This is a genomic window from Streptomyces sp. NBC_00310 (assembly GCF_036208085.1).
Lineage (GTDB): Bacteria > Actinomycetota > Actinomycetes > Streptomycetales > Streptomycetaceae > Streptomyces.
This window is the reverse complement of sequence record NZ_CP130714.1, coordinates 3,660,905-3,674,479: the sequence shown is the minus strand read 5'-3', so window position 1 is coordinate 3,674,479 and position 13,575 is coordinate 3,660,905. Positions and strand designations below refer to the sequence as shown.

The window sequence follows — 13,575 nt, the reverse complement described above, 5'->3', positions numbered from 1 at the left end:
TCGATGAGAGTACTGAGACTTCGGTTGTACGGCATCGCCTTCGTGGCCGTGCTCGCGCTGTTGCTGTCGCTCGCCGTGGCCGTCTACCAGCAGGCGTTCACCTCGGTGGTGCGCATCACGCTGGAGGCCGGCAGCCTCGGCAACCAGCTGGATCCGCGCGCCGACGTCAAGCTGCGCGGGCTGCTGGTCGGCGAGGTGCGCTCGGTGCGCGCGGACGGCGAGAAGGCGACCCTCGACATCGCGCTCAAGCCGGAGTACGTCACGTCCATCCCGTCGGACGTGCACGCCCGGCTGCTGCCCAAGACGCTGTTCGGCGAGAAGTACGTCGATCTCGTGGCACCGCGCGGTTCCTCGGCCCGGCCCATCCGCGCAGGGGACGTCATCACCCAGGACCGTACGAAGGCGGGCATGGAACTGCAGCGGTTGCTGAACGACCTGCTGCCGCTGCTGCGCACGGTCGAGCCGGCCGAACTGAACGCCACGCTCTCGGCGTTCGCCACCGCGCTGGAGGGCCGCGGCGACCGGATCGGCGACAACCTCACCCGCGTCGAAAGCTATCTGCGCCGCCTCAACCCGCATCTGCCGTCCCTCAAGGAGGACATCTCGCGCTTCGCCGATGTCACCGAGGTGTACGGGGACGCGGCGCCCGACCTGATGCGGATCCTGCGGAACACGGTCACCACCAGCCGCACGATCGTCGAGAAGAAGGACCGGCTGGCCGCCGCGCTCCGCACCACGGCGACCGTCGCGGGCACCGGTGAGGACTTCTTCGACGCGAACGGCGACCGGCTGATCACCCTGGGCCGGGTCTCCCGGCCCACCCTGGAGCTGTTCGCCCGCTACTCACCCGAGTACCCCTGCCTCCTCGAAGGCCTGGTCCGTCAGGAGAAGGCGTCCCAGGAGGCGTTCCGGGGCGGCCGGATGCGGATCACCCTCGAAGTCGTACGCCCGCAGGCCGCGTACGAGCCCGGCGAGGAGCCGCGTTACGCCGAGCGGTCCGGGCCGAACTGCCGGGGTCTGCCCCGTCCACAGGTGCCCGCACCCCACACGGAGCTCAACGACGGTACGTCGCCCGGTGGTTCGGGCGGCGCCCTGCCCGGAGGTGTCAAGGTGTCCGCCACCGAGGCCGAGCAGCGGGCCGTGGGCTCGCTCGTGGCCCCCGCCATGGGCGTACCGGCGGACGAGGTGCCGCCCGTCGCGACCCTGCTGTTCGGCCCGCTGGCCCGGGGAACGGCGGTGAGCGTCGCATGAGGACCCAAGGAGCCCGTCAAGCCGCCGCCCCGCTGGTGAAGTTCGGCCTCTTCGCGCTGGTCACGATCCTGGCGACGGCCCTGCTCGCCGCCACCATCGTCAACATCTCCTTCGCGCCGAAGGACACGTACCGGGCGGTGTTCAGCGATGTGACCGGCCTGGAGGAGGGCGACGACATCCGCGTGGCCGGGGTGCGGGTCGGCGAGGTCGAGGGCATCCGGATCAAGGACCGGACGCTGGCCGAGGTCACCTTCACGGTCACCGCGGACCGTCCACTGCTCACCAGTACCGGCGCGGTCGTCCGCTACCGGAACCTGGTCGGGCAGCGGTACATCGCGCTCACCGAGGGCGCCGGCGACAGCACCCGGCTGCGGCCCGGCGGCACCATCCCGCTGTCCAGGACCCAGCCCGCGCTGGACCTCAACGCGCTGCTGAACGGCTTCAAGCCGCTGTTCGCCGCGCTCAGCCCGAACGACGTCAACCAGCTCGCCACCGAGATCATCAAAACCCTGCAGGGCGAGGGCGGCACGGTGAACAGCCTCCTCGCGCACACGGCGTCGCTCACCACGACGCTCGCCGACCGCGACGAGCTGATCGGATCCGTGATCGACAATCTCAACTCCGTACTGAAGACGCTCGACGAGCGCGGTGGCCGTTTCTCCGGACTGCTGAAGCAACTGCGGCGGGTGATCTCCGGACTGTCCACCGACCGCAAGCCCATCGGGAAGTCCGTGGTGAGCATCGGCGACCTCACGGAGGCCACGTCGGGGCTCCTGCACGACGCCCGCCCGCCGCTGACGGACGACATCGCCGAGCTGGGCGAGCTCACCGGAACGCTGAACAGGAACGAGAAGACCGTGGAGGGCGTGCTGAAGCGGCTGCCGAACAAGCTCACCGAGCTGACGGGGACGGCGTCCTACGGCTCGTGGTTCAACTTCTACCTCTGCGACTTCGACGGCCGGATCGTGCTGCCGAAGACGGAGCAGGTGCTCACCCCCGAGTTCCACGTGGCGCGGGCGAGGTGCGGCGCATGAGGATCCGCATCGCGGCGCGCAGGACGCGGCGCCACCGCCCCGAGCCCCTGATGAAGGTGCGCGTCCTGCCACCGAGGCTGCCCGGGCTGTCGAAGCCGCTCGGCCTGCCGAAGCGGCTGCTCGGACTGCCGAAGCCGCGGCTCCTGCCGCGCGGGAAGCGACGCCCCGAGCCCCTGATGAAGGTGCGGGTCCTGCCACCGAAGCTGCCGAGGCTGAGACTGCCCCGGAAGGCGGGCGGCCCGCGGATGAAGCCGTTCCGGGACCGCAACCCCGTGGTCGTCGGCGCGGTCGGGCTCACCACCCTCGCGTTGCTGGCCGTGGCCGCGTTCAACGCCGACAGCCTGCCGGTGATCGGCGGCGGCGAGACGTACAGCGCCGCCTTCTCGGAGGCGGGCGGCCTCAAGCCGGGCGACGAGGTGCGGATCGCCGGGGTCAAGGTCGGCAAGGTCGAGGACGTCGATCTCGACGGCGACCACGTCAAGGTGACCTTCAAGGTCAAGGACGACCCCGGCTTCGGCCCCGACACCGGAGCCTCCATCCGGGTCAAGACGATCCTCGGCGCGAAGTACCTGGCGCTGCACCCGAAGGGACCGGGCCGACTGGAGCCGGGCAGCGAGATCCCGCTGCGGCGGACGGTGTCCGCGTACGACGTCGTGCAGGCGTTCAGCGACCTGACGACCACGACGGAGGAGGTCGACACGGAGCAGCTCGCGAAGGCGCTGGACACGATCTCCACCACCTTCCAGGACTCGCCCGCAGAGGTCCGGGCCTCCATCAAGGGACTGTCACGGATCTCCCGGACGGTGGCCTCGCGCGACAAGGCGCTGCGCGGGCTCCTCGACCACGCGAACGGGGTCACCGGGGTGCTGGCCGACCACTCGGAGGACTTCTCCGCGCTGGTGAAGGACGGCGACAAGCTGTTCAAGGAGATCAGCAAGCGGCGCGCCGCGATCCACAAACTGCTCAAGAACTCCGCCCTGCTGGGCATCGAGCTCTCCGGCCTGGTCGAGGACAACCGGGAGGAGATCGGGCCCGCGCTCAAGAACCTCAACACCTTCGTCAGGATGCTCGAACGCAACCAGGCGAGCCTGGACCGGAGCGTCAAGCTGCTCGCGCCCTATGTCCGGGTCTTCACCAACACCCTCGGCAACGGCCAGTGGTTCGACTCCTACGTCCAGAACCTGGTCGCCGCCCCGGTGGTGCCACGTACGGGAGGCTCACGATGACCAGGCGCTCGCCCGTCCCGCGCATCCGGGTACTGCTCACCGCGCTCGCGGTCCTCGCCGCGCTCGCCGTCGTCCTGTGGCCGCGCCCCCAGGCCGTCCGGATCACGGCGTACTTCCCCCGCACCGTCGGTATCTACCCCGGCTCGGATGTCCGCGTCCTCGGCGTCCGCATCGGCGAGGTCAAGCGGATCACGCCGGAGGGCGGCCGGGTGCGCGTCGAGCTGGAGTACGAGGAGGGCCGCAGGCTGCCCGCGGACGCGCAGGCCGCCATCATCAACTCCTCGGTGGTCAGCGACCGTTACGTGCAGCTGCTGCCGGTGTACCGCAGGGGCCCGGTGCTGCGGGACGGCGACGTCATTCCCGAGTCGCGCACGGCCGTCCCCGTCGAGCTGGACCGGATCTTCGACAGCCTGCACACCACGTCCGAGGCGCTTGGCCCGAAGGGCGCGAACAAGGACGGCTCGCTGTCGCGGCTGCTGGGCGTGAGCGCGGACAACCTCGAAGGCCAGGGCGAGAACCTCAACCAGACCGTCGAGGACCTCTCGCAGGCCGTCACCACCCTGTCCGACGGGCGGGGTGACCTGTTCGGCACCGTACAGAACCTCCAGGTGTTCACGGCCGCGCTGGCGGCCGACGACGAGAGCGTGCGGTCGTTCAACGGCAGCCTCGCCACAGTGGCGGAGCAGCTCGCCGGAGAGCGCAAGGACCTCGCGGCGGCGCTGGAGCACCTGGGTGCGGCACTCGGCGACGTGTCGGAGTTCGTGAAGAAGAACAAGAAGTCGCTGACCTCGAACGTGCGGGGCCTCAGCAAGGTCACCAAGGTCCTGGTCACCCAACGCGCCGCGTTGGAGGAGCTGTTGGAGGTCGCCCCCGCGGGTCTGTCGAACCTGCAGAACGCCTACAACGCCTCCGCCGGCACGCTCGACACCCGCAACAACCCCGAGGAGCCGCAGGACCCGGCGTCCCTCCTGTGCTCCCTTCTGAAGACGACCGGGGACGAGGGCGGCAAGAACCCCGACTGCGCGGAGCTGGAGAAGCTCTTCGACTCCCTGCCCGAGGTACCGACGGCCCCCGCCGCGACGGGCACGGTCGACCGCACGCTCGGCGGAATCCTGGAGGCCCGAGCATGAGCCGACGCGTGAGCCCGAGCATGAGCCGACGCATGAGCCCGCCTACGAGGCGAGACGCGAGCGTGCCGCGCAGGGGACGGATGGTCGCGTGGACGGCCGCCGGCTCGCTGCTGCTGTCGGGCTGCGGGTTCAACGGCTGGTACGACATCCAGCTCCCCGGAGGAGCGGCGGCGGACGGCCGCGCCTACCACGTCACGGTCGAGTTCAGGGACGTACTGGACCTGGTGCCGCAGTCGGCGGTCAAGGTCGACGGCGTCACCGTGGGCGCGGTCGAGAAGGTGGAACTGGTCGGCTGGCACGCCCGGGTGCGACTGCGCGTCGCCGACTCGGTGAAGCTGCCCGCCAACGCGGTCGCCGATCTCCGCCAGACCAGCATGCTCGGCGAGAAGTACGTGGCGCTGTCCGCGCCGGTCGGCACCGCGCCCGTCGGACGGCTCCGCGACGGCGACCGCGTCCCGCTGTCCCGCAGCGGCCGCAACCCGGAGATCGAGGAGGTGCTGTCCGCCCTGTCCGCGCTCCTCAACGGAGGCGGCGTCGCCCAGCTCAAGACGATCACCGTGGAGCTCAACAAGGCCCTGGAAGGCCGTGAGAACCGGGTCAGGTCCCTGCTCACGGAACTCGACACGTTCCTCGGCGGCCTCGACGGGCAGCGCGCCGACATCGTCCGCGCCCTCAAGGGCATCGACCGGCTGGCCAAGCGGCTGAAGAAGGAGAAGAAGACGATCGCCGAGGCCGTCGACACGCTGCCGCCCGCGCTGAAGGTCCTCGCCGACCAGCGCCGCGACCTGACGCGGATGCTCACCGCCCTGTCGAAGCTGAGCAAGACCGGCACGCGGGTCGTGAACGCCTCGCGGGACGACACCGTCGCCAACCTCAAGCAGTTGAAACCGATTCTGCGGCAGCTCAACAAGGCGGGCGACGACCTGCCCAACTCCCTCGAACTGCTGACCACTTATCCGTTCCCGCGCAACGTGGTCGACGCCGTCGAGGGCGACTACGTCAACCTCGCGGTCACCGCCGACCTCGACCTGGCGGGCCTCTACGGCAACGTCACGGACAAGCCCGGTGAGCCCGGCGGCTCCGATGAGGGGGACGACGGCCCCGACACCCCGGACCTCCCGGACCTCCCGGATCTCCCGGACGTGCCCGGTGTCCCGACGCCGACCGCGCTGCCCAAGGCCCCGGAGGTTCCGGTCGAGCCCTCGGCGCCCACGGACGGCGACGACCTGCTGTGCCCGCCGGTGTGCACCGCGGGCTACGGCCCCCGCGGGGACTCCGGCCGCCTCCCGGCGGGGATCGACCTCGCGCTCGCCGAGCTCATGCTGAAGGGAATACAGCCGTGATCACCCGTACGGTCAAGGCCCAGCTGCTCGCCTTCGTCGCCCTCACCGCCGTCGGGGTGTCGTACGTCGGCGCCGAGTACACGGGCCTGGTGGACGACGTCCTCGACCGCGGCTACACCGTGCGGGCCGACTTCGCGGCGTCCGGGGGCATCTTCTCGGGGGCCGAGGTCACCTACCGAGGGGTGCCGGTGGGCCGGGTGGGCGAGCTGCGGCTGTCCGGCTCAGGGGTGTCGGTGGCCCTGGAGATCGAGGATGGCGCACCCCGTATTCCGGCCGACATCCTGGCGGTGGTGGCCAACCGTTCGGCGGTGGGCGAGCAGTACGTCGATCTGCAGCCGCGGCGGACCGGCGGCCCGTACCTGCTCGACGGCAGCCCGATACCGCGCGAGCGCACCCGGGTGCCGCTGCCCACCACCGACCTCGTCGTCAGCCTCGACCGGCTGGTCAACTCGGTCGGCAAGGACGATCTGCGGACCACCGTCGACGAGTTGGGCAAGGCATTCTCCGGCACCGGGCCACGACTGAGCCGGCTGGTGGACTCGGGCAACGAACTCGTCGAGGCGGCGTCCGACACGCTTCCGGAGACGATCTCGCTGATCGAGGACTCGAGGACGGTACTCAAGACACAGTCCGACCAGGGTTCGGCCATCAAGTCGTTCTCCCGCGATCTGGCGGCACTCACCGCGGAGTTGAAGTCGAGCGACGGGGACCTGCGCCGGTTGATCGGTAACGCGGCGCCCGCCGCGCAGGAGGTCAACTCCCTGCTGAAGTCCACCGAGCCGCATCTGCCGGTCCTGCTGGCCAACCTCGTCAGCGGCGGCCAGGTCACCGTGGCGCGGCTGCCCGGAGTCGAACAGGCCCTGGTCACCTTCCCGCTCGTCGTCGCCGGCAGCTACACGGTCGTCCCGGGCGACGGCACCACCCACTTCGGCCTCGTCCTGGGCGCCGACGACCCGCCGCCGTGCACCCAGGGGTACGGCGGGACACGGCGGCGCGACCCCGCCGACACCAGCACGCGCCCGGCGAACACCGACGCGCGCTGCACGGCGCCGCGCGGCAGCGACACCTCGGTGCGCGGCGCGCAGAACGCCCCCGGCGCGTCGGCGGAGCCGTACGGCGCCGAACGGGCCGCGTACGTCACCCCGTACGCCACCCCGTACGACCCGGACACCGGCACCGCCACCGGTCCGGACGGGACACCCGTCGAGATCGGCTCGACGGGCGGCGAACAGACCGTCTTCGGAAAGGAGTCGTGGCAATGGCTACTCGTCGGACCGATGGCATGAACGTCGGCGGTGGGAAGACCGATGGCATGAACGTCGGTGCTGGGAAGACCGATGGCATGAACGTCGGTGCTGAGAAGACCGATGGCATGAGCGTCGGCAGTGGGACGCGGGGGCGCCGTAGGGCGCTGTCCGCCGGACTCGTCGTCGCGACCGTCCTGACGACCGCGCTGTCGGTCTGGCTGGCCGTCGGGCTGTCGGGGCAGCGCGCGGCGGAGCAGCGGCGGCAGGACGTCCTGGCGGCGGCCCGGCAGTCGGCGCTGAACTTCACCTCGCTCGACTACCGCCACTACGACCGGGACAGCGGGAACGTGCTCAAGAGCGCCACCGGCGACTTCAAGGAGCAGTTCGCCGCGCAGACCGAGCAGTTGACCGAACTGGTCGCCGAGAACAAGTCCGTGTCCGAGGGACAGGTCCTCGAAGCGGGCATCGTGCGGTCCGGCGCCCGCTCCGCCCGGGTTCTGGTCGTCGCCGACAGCAAGGTGACCAACACCGCCGTGCCCGACGGAGAGGCGCGCACGTACCGGCTCCAACTCGACCTCGTACTCAAGGACGGCCGCTGGCTGACCTCCGACGTCGAGTTCGTTGGCTGACGACCGGCCTCCCGTTCGAACAGCAGGCACCAGAGTTGAGGAGAAACACCGTGGTGAACACGACCTCGCGAGGCCGCGGCGCCGGCTCCCCCGCCCGCCGCACCATGACCGCGGCCGCCCGCGCGGCGGCCAAGCGCACCCGGCGCGTGGAACACCCCGCGAACGAGGCGCCACCACGGGCCGAGGAGCGGTACTCCGGGCGCACGGTGGTGATCGATGCTCCGGGCGGGTGGGACGACCCGCCGGAGCCGGCATCGGAGCCGGCACCGGAGCCAGCGCTGGCATCGGAGCCGGCACCGGAGCCGGACCATGTGCCTGAGTCCGAGGACGTGCCGAAGGAGAGCCCGTCCGTACGACGGCCCTGGCGACGGCTGCTCACCATGGCGCTCTGCGTCGTGCTCGTGGGAGGTCTGGTCGCCCTCGTCGTGCTCGGGTGGCAGTACCGGGAGGGGCGGCGCGCGGAACAGGCGCGGGGAGAGGCGCTCGCGGCCGCGCGGAAGGCGGCGCCCGTCGTCCTGTCGTACGACTACCGGCATCTCGACCGGGACTTCGCCCGGGCCCGCACCCATCTGACCGGCGCCTTTCGCGACGAGTACCGCAGGACCACGACGACCGTCGTCGGACCGACCGCCAGGAAGTACCACGGCGTGGTGAAGGCGACGGTGACGGCACCCGCAGACGGTGGCCGGCCTGCGGCGTCCGTCGTGTCGGCCGGACCGGACAAGGCCGTCATCCTGCTGTTCGTCAACCAGGTCACCACGAGCACCCAGGTCACGGGATCCCGCGTGGATCTGAACCGGGTGCGGATGACGCTCACCCGCACCTCCGAGGGCTGGAAGGTGAGCGCCGTGGACGCGCTCTAGGAGGCAGGCGCCGGACCCTGAGGGTGTTGCGATGACCAAGCCGCGTCGGACCCATGAGCAGCGTGGACCTGCCCCGTTGGCGGAGAAGCGTGACCGGGCCGTCAGCCGGCGCAACGCCGAACTCGAAGCGGACAGTGCCGTCCTGTGCGAGCGCTTCCACCAGTCCGACGGCACGCTCTCCTCCCTTCCGGCGTCGTCCTGAACCGCCGGCCCCGAAGAGGAGCGCACCATCGGGGTCTTCGGACCTCGCCTGCCCCTCTCGCTGAAGCGACTGGCCCATCCGCGTCCGACCGAGTCGGCCGGCTGGTCGTGCCGGAGGCTCACCCCCGTCGGAGCGTCGCGTGGCCGAGTTCGCTGGTCCGCATGCGCGACGACTCCGGCTACGGGCCCGCGGGCGGCGTTCCTCTGGCTACGGGCCCGGGGGCGGCGTTCCTCCGCGCACGTGTCATCGCGGTGGCATCGGGCGCGCATGCAACGTTCCTGAGCGAGCTCGGCGCCGACGAATTCATCGACTACACCAAGAGTCGCCCTGAGGAACTCGTGCACGACGTCGACCTCGTTCTCGACACCGTCGGTGGCCCCGACAGCAAGCGTTTCCTCTGCACGCTCAAGCCCGGCGGCTCCCAGTTCCCCGTGCTCCCCGGGGACTTCGACGAAGAAGAGACCGCGAAGCTGGGCGTCACCGTCTCCAGCGCCCAGGTCCGCTCGAACGGCACGCAGCTTGCCGAACTGGGGCGCCTGCTCGACGCGGGCACGGTCCGCGTCGCGATCGACAGTACGTTTGCGCTCGCGGATGCCCGAGCCGCGCACGCACGCGCCGCCCGAGGGCACATCCAGGGCAAGATCGTGCTCACGGTCGCTTAGAACTCCTAACGAAATGGCTGTTGGGGAACGGTAGGCTCGGTGGCCATGAGTCAGAGCGGTTCGCAAGCGGCGGCATTCTTCCGAGACGTCCGCGAAAGCAGAGTGGTCTGGCTTGTCCGGGATGATGACGGAAGCCCGACTCACCTCTCCGCGGACGGCACGCGAAGTCTTCCCTTCTGGTCGACCTCGCCCCGTGCCCAGAGGGCAGCAAAGATCTGGGGGCGTGGGCTCCGCGTTGAGTCCATGCCCTTGGACACCTGGTGCGATCGCTTACTGCCAGATGCCGCCCGGGATGGACTCGTGATCGGCATCAACTGGAGCGGGCCGCGCCTGGTCGGTTGGAGCTTTACCCCCGAGGAAGTTCTTAACCGGCTAGCAGCGGCTAACTAGCCCACGGCATCGGTCACCGGAGCGCGCAGTCGCCGCCAGCAGATGAGTGCGCATCCGAGGGTGAGGAAGGCTTCGTGGATGTCGTCGCGGATCTCCCAGCGGATCCGCAGTCGGCGGGACCAGTGCAGGTGGGCGAACGCGCGCTCTACAACCCAGCGTTGCTTGCCCAGGCCGGAGCCGTGCTCGGTGCCACGGCGGGCGATCAGCGGCTTCACGCCGAGGTCCTTCAGGGAGTACGGCAACTTCGGCCCCGGAGCCGGCACCGGCTCGGAGTCACCACAGCTGACCGCCGCCGAAGCGGCCGAATACACCGCCCAGAAGTACCTGGCCGGCACCGACGGCTGGAACCCGATCGGCGTCTGACCGCAGCGAGGTGACAACCAGCATCGCTCCCACCCTCGCGGCGCGATGAACCAAGGCGGGGCCGGGACAGCACGACCGTCCCGGCCCCGCCGCTGTGTCCTCCGCCGACCTCTGGCCGGCCGTAGCACCGCGCCGGCCGGCCGGCCGGGCATCCACCCGCGCAGGGGACTGGTCCGCCCGAGGAAGCCGCCGACCGGTGGCGGCAGCCCGAAGCAGGTCCCCGCCCTCCCCGCCGACGGCCTGCCGAACGGCCGCCCTCGACTCCACCGGGCAAGGAACCGCTCCGGGGCCGGTGAAGAAGTCCGTCGCGTTTCGGAACCGTCACGGGTCTTGTCACCGGTGCGGGCGTCGTGCCAGTGTCCGAGCCATGGTTACGTAACCATGGCCGGTTTACAGGGGTCCAAGTGCCTGTATCCGGACCCTGGTTCATCACTGCCTCGGCTCAGGTGACGAACCCTCACTCCGCCCTCCGCGATTTCCGTCACTGGAGACGACATGACCAAGACCCCGACGAGGTCGAGAAGACTGGCCAGTGTGCTCATGGCCGGCTTCGGCGCGACACTCATGTTCCTGACCGCCCCCGCCCCCGCCCTCGCCCAGTCGGCCGCCGAGACGTCAGCCGCCTCGTACGCGTCGGTGAAGTCTGTGCCGAAGGGCGGTACCAGTGACTTCCGCGGGGTGAACTGGGCAGACCCGCGCGACAACTACGCCAGTGACGCCGTGGTGCCCAGCGGGCTGTCGGTGACCGACGACTACCGCACCGTGTACCGGACCACCAGTCACATGGTGCGCGGCTTCAAGAAGAACCTGGGCGCCAACACCCTGCGACTGCCGATCAACCCGGCAACCGTGGGCACCAACTGGTGGAAGTCGTACCGGGCGACGATCGACGCGGCCACGGCCTACGGCGACAAGGTCATCGTCAGCTACTGGGAGGCCAACACCAGCAAGGACGGGCTGGTCGACGACACGGCCGCCTGGAAGAAGATGTGGAACACCGTGGTGCGGGAGTACAAGCACAACCCACGGGTCTACTTCGAGCCCATGAACGAGCCGCACGGCTACACCCTGGACCAGTGGGTGTCCGTCACCAGTGGGTGGCTGGCCCGGCACAAGGACGTCCCGCGCGGCCGTGTCGTGATCAGCGGTACCGGCTACAACGACAACGTCACCGGTGTCGGCGCGGCCCGCGCACTGCGGGGAACACTGCTGTCGCTGCACTTCTACGGCTTCTGGGCCAGCCACACCCAGCAGGCGGACTGGGTCGCCGACCTCGAGGCCCGGATCGGCACGTACGCCGGCCGGACCATCATCGACGAGGCCGGCTCCCCGATGACCACCGGACTGAACTACGGCGCGTGGAACGGCAACATCTACACCTCGTATCTCGCGGCCGTGACCAACACCGCCCGCAGCAAGGGGATGGGACTGGTGTACTGGCCGGGCCTGAGGTTCGGCGACGCCTACTCGATCGAGTCGCTGGACTCCGAGGGCAACCTGGTGGACAACAACGCCAGCGGAGTCGCGCAGCTGCGCTGGGGCTACGGCTTCGGCACGACCCCGCCGGTCAACGACCTGCCGCCCGCGCCTCCCGGTGAGGTCCTGCGCGGAGTGGGCTCCGACCGCTGCGTCGACGTGCCCGGCTTCAGCACGACCAACGGCACCCAACTCGACCTCTGGGACTGCAACGACGGCGGCAACCAGTCCTGGAACTGGAACGCGGAGAAACAACTCACCGTCTACGGCAACAAGTGCATGACGGTGGGCGGCACCGGAGCCACGGCGGGAGACCCCGTGGTCATCGACGACTGCACCGGCGCGGCGGCACAGCAGTGGAACGTGAACGCGGACCTCACGGTGACCAGCGTCGCGAACCCGGCGCTCTGCCTGGACGCGGCCGGAGGAGGCACCGGCAACGGCACGGCGGTCGATGTCTGGTTCTGCAACGGAAGCAGCAACCAGCAGTGGACCAGAAGCTGATGCCGGCACCTGGTCCCCTCGACCACTGATCCGACACTGATCCGAACCGTACGGGCCCGGCGAGCGTACTCGCCGGGCCCGTACGGGTCAGCGCCGCCGCGCTTCGCCTTCCGGCGGGGGCGGCGGCGCTCCGGTGCTCGCGCGGACCACCAGCCGGGTCGGGACCAAGGTCTTGTCGACCGTGTCGGGACCGGTGCGGCCGATCTTGCTCAGCAGCTTCTGAAGACTGAGCCGGCCGACCGCGGCGAAGTCCTGCCGCACGGTGGTCAGCGGTGGCCAGAAGGCATGGGTCTCCTCCATGTCGTCGAACCCCACCACGCTGACGTCGTCGGGGATCCGGCGGCCGAGCTCGTGCAGGGCACGCAGGACACCGAGCGCCATATGGTCGTTCGCGGCGAAGATCGCCGTGACCTCCGGCCTTCGCCCCAGAGTCAACCCGTGCTGATATCCCGATCGGGTGGTCCAGTCGCCGTACAGCACCGGGGGCGGGACGATGCCGGCACACCGCAGGGTGCGCTGCCAGGACTCGACCCGATGGGCCGCGGAGAACGAGGTCGGGGGGCCGGCGATGTGCCACACCTGCTGGTGGCCGAGTTCCAGCAGGTGTTCCGTCGCCTGACGTGCGCCCTGTGCCTGATCGGTGTCCACCACCGTGTAACCGGGGCCGGTGTCGGAGTCGACCACCACCATCGGAACCCCTGGTGGGAGGCTGAACTCCGCGTTGTCCAGGAGATGCGCCTCGAAGACGAGGATCACTCCGTCGACGGCTGCCTCGCTGAGTCGGTCGTAGGCACCGAAAACCTTGCCCATGGTCGGGTCCGGCACGGGGATGAGGGTGACGGCGTACTTGGCGCGTGCGGCTTCCTCGGCTATGGCGTCGAGCGTGCGCGTGTTTCCGAACGTCCTGAGCGTGAAGGTGATGACGCCGATCGTGTTGAACCGCCCGCTCTTGAGCGCGCGTGCGGCTCCGTTCGGCCGGTAGCCCAGCGCCCGCATCGACGCGACGACCCGCTGCCTGGTCGCCGGGTCGACGTTGGTGTGGCCGTTGGACACGCGCGAAACCGTCTGCGGCGCGACACCGGCGTGACGGGCGACATCCGCCATCGACGGCCGGGGCCGTCTGGACTTGGGCTCGTCCCCCATCGCCATGATCCCTTGCTTCCCCTGTTTCTCGGGCCCTGCCAACAGCCTAGGCCCACTCCCCGGGCGTCTGCGGGGCGAGAGCCTCGGCAGTGAGTCCCCACGGCCCCACGGC

General features: G+C 70.1%; 13 protein-coding genes and 2 pseudogenes. 13 read left to right on the top strand and 2 right to left on the bottom strand.

Going from position 1 to position 13,575, the window contains the following annotated elements:
- The first annotated feature begins 3 nt into the window (after nucleotides 1-3).
- From OG202_RS16145 to OG202_RS16095, 11 genes and pseudogenes are all read left to right on the top strand, one after another.
- Nucleotides 4-1,251: an MCE family protein gene (locus OG202_RS16145; protein WP_327729854.1), complete on the top strand. Its 1,248-nt coding sequence runs from the start codon at nucleotides 4-6 to the stop codon at nucleotides 1,249-1,251.
- Nucleotides 1,248-2,285 carry an MlaD family protein gene (locus OG202_RS16140; RefSeq protein WP_327729855.1) on the top strand — a complete coding sequence of 346 codons (1,038 nt, stop codon included), beginning with the start codon at nucleotides 1,248-1,250 and terminating at the stop codon, nucleotides 2,283-2,285. The genes OG202_RS16145 and OG202_RS16140 overlap by 4 nt, the downstream gene beginning before the upstream one ends.
- 245 nt (nucleotides 2,286-2,530) lie before the next feature.
- A complete protein-coding gene (locus tag OG202_RS16135) occupies nucleotides 2,531-3,511 on the top strand; it encodes an MCE family protein (RefSeq protein ID WP_326585841.1) in 981 nt (326 codons plus the stop codon).
- On the top strand, nucleotides 3,508-4,641 hold the full coding sequence (locus OG202_RS16130) for an MCE family protein (protein ID WP_327729856.1): 1,134 nt from the start codon (nucleotides 3,508-3,510) through the stop codon (nucleotides 4,639-4,641). Before OG202_RS16135 ends, OG202_RS16130 begins: the two co-directional genes overlap by 4 nt.
- Before the next feature lie 80 nt (nucleotides 4,642-4,721).
- Nucleotides 4,722-5,984 (top strand): MCE family protein, encoded by a 1,263-nt coding sequence (locus OG202_RS16125; protein WP_327729857.1) that lies wholly within the window; start codon nucleotides 4,722-4,724, stop codon nucleotides 5,982-5,984.
- Entirely contained in the window at nucleotides 5,981-7,270 is a 1,290-nt protein-coding gene (locus tag OG202_RS16120) for an MlaD family protein (protein WP_328222986.1), read from the top strand. The genes OG202_RS16125 and OG202_RS16120 overlap by 4 nt, the downstream gene beginning before the upstream one ends.
- Nucleotides 7,271-7,356: 86 nt before the next feature.
- A complete protein-coding gene (locus OG202_RS16115) occupies nucleotides 7,357-7,860 on the top strand; it encodes a hypothetical protein (protein WP_327732266.1) in 504 nt (167 codons plus the stop codon).
- 50 nt (nucleotides 7,861-7,910) lie between these two features.
- On the top strand, nucleotides 7,911-8,723 hold the full coding sequence (locus OG202_RS16110; RefSeq protein WP_327729859.1) for a hypothetical protein: 813 nt from the start codon (nucleotides 7,911-7,913) through the stop codon (nucleotides 8,721-8,723).
- A gap of 31 nt (nucleotides 8,724-8,754) precedes the next feature.
- Nucleotides 8,755-8,925, top strand: a complete 171-nt coding sequence (locus OG202_RS16105; protein WP_328222985.1) for a hypothetical protein — start codon at nucleotides 8,755-8,757, stop codon at nucleotides 8,923-8,925.
- 182 nt (nucleotides 8,926-9,107) lie between these two features.
- A pseudogene (locus tag OG202_RS16100) lies at nucleotides 9,108-9,587 on the top strand (zinc-binding dehydrogenase); the annotation flags it as partial.
- 45 nt (nucleotides 9,588-9,632) lie between these two features.
- Nucleotides 9,633-9,977, top strand: coding sequence for a DUF2750 domain-containing protein (locus OG202_RS16095; RefSeq protein WP_327729861.1), 345 nt, complete (start codon nucleotides 9,633-9,635; stop codon nucleotides 9,975-9,977).
- Here the strand turns inward: OG202_RS16095 and OG202_RS16090 are convergent.
- Nucleotides 9,974-10,207 (bottom strand): annotated as a pseudogene (locus OG202_RS16090) (transposase); the annotation flags it as partial. The gene OG202_RS16095 and the pseudogene OG202_RS16090 overlap by 4 nt on opposite strands.
- On the opposite strand from OG202_RS16090, the gene OG202_RS16085 reads away from it, so the two are divergent.
- Both OG202_RS16085 and OG202_RS16080 read left to right on the top strand, forming a co-directional pair.
- Nucleotides 10,164-10,340 carry a hypothetical protein gene (locus OG202_RS16085; RefSeq protein WP_326585995.1) on the top strand — a complete coding sequence of 59 codons (177 nt, stop codon included), beginning with the start codon at nucleotides 10,164-10,166 and terminating at the stop codon, nucleotides 10,338-10,340. The pseudogene OG202_RS16090 and the gene OG202_RS16085 sit on opposite strands and share 44 nt — an antisense overlap.
- 495 nt (nucleotides 10,341-10,835) lie before the next feature.
- Nucleotides 10,836-12,320, top strand: a complete 1,485-nt coding sequence (locus OG202_RS16080; RefSeq protein WP_328222984.1) for a ricin-type beta-trefoil lectin domain protein — start codon at nucleotides 10,836-10,838, stop codon at nucleotides 12,318-12,320.
- An 87-nt stretch (nucleotides 12,321-12,407) separates the two neighbouring features.
- On the opposite strand, the gene OG202_RS16075 is transcribed toward OG202_RS16080, so the two are convergent.
- Nucleotides 12,408-13,469, bottom strand: coding sequence for a LacI family DNA-binding transcriptional regulator (locus tag OG202_RS16075; RefSeq protein ID WP_326583002.1), 1,062 nt, complete (start codon nucleotides 13,467-13,469; stop codon nucleotides 12,408-12,410).
- Between the last annotated feature and the right edge of the window lie 106 nt (nucleotides 13,470-13,575).

Excerpts from the sequence above, each read along its gene's own strand:
- OG202_RS16145 (WP_327729854.1), top strand. The coding sequence starts at position 4 with ATGAGAGTACTGAGACTTCGGTTGTACGGCATCGCCTTCGTGGCCGTG.
- OG202_RS16140 (WP_327729855.1), top strand. The coding sequence starts at position 1,248 with ATGAGGACCCAAGGAGCCCGTCAAGCCGCCGCCCCGCTGGTGAAGTTC.
- OG202_RS16135 (WP_326585841.1), top strand. The coding sequence starts at position 2,531 with ATGAAGCCGTTCCGGGACCGCAACCCCGTGGTCGTCGGCGCGGTCGGG.
- OG202_RS16130 (WP_327729856.1), top strand. The coding sequence starts at position 3,508 with ATGACCAGGCGCTCGCCCGTCCCGCGCATCCGGGTACTGCTCACCGCG.
- OG202_RS16125 (WP_327729857.1), top strand. The coding sequence starts at position 4,722 with ATGGTCGCGTGGACGGCCGCCGGCTCGCTGCTGCTGTCGGGCTGCGGG.
- OG202_RS16115 (WP_327732266.1), top strand. The coding sequence starts at position 7,357 with ATGAGCGTCGGCAGTGGGACGCGGGGGCGCCGTAGGGCGCTGTCCGCC.
- OG202_RS16105 (WP_328222985.1), top strand. The coding sequence starts at position 8,755 with ATGACCAAGCCGCGTCGGACCCATGAGCAGCGTGGACCTGCCCCGTTG.
- OG202_RS16095 (WP_327729861.1), top strand. The coding sequence starts at position 9,633 with ATGAGTCAGAGCGGTTCGCAAGCGGCGGCATTCTTCCGAGACGTCCGC.
- OG202_RS16080 (WP_328222984.1), top strand. The coding sequence starts at position 10,836 with ATGACCAAGACCCCGACGAGGTCGAGAAGACTGGCCAGTGTGCTCATG.
- OG202_RS16075 (WP_326583002.1), bottom strand. The coding sequence starts at position 13,469 with ATGGCGATGGGGGACGAGCCCAAGTCCAGACGGCCCCGGCCGTCGATG.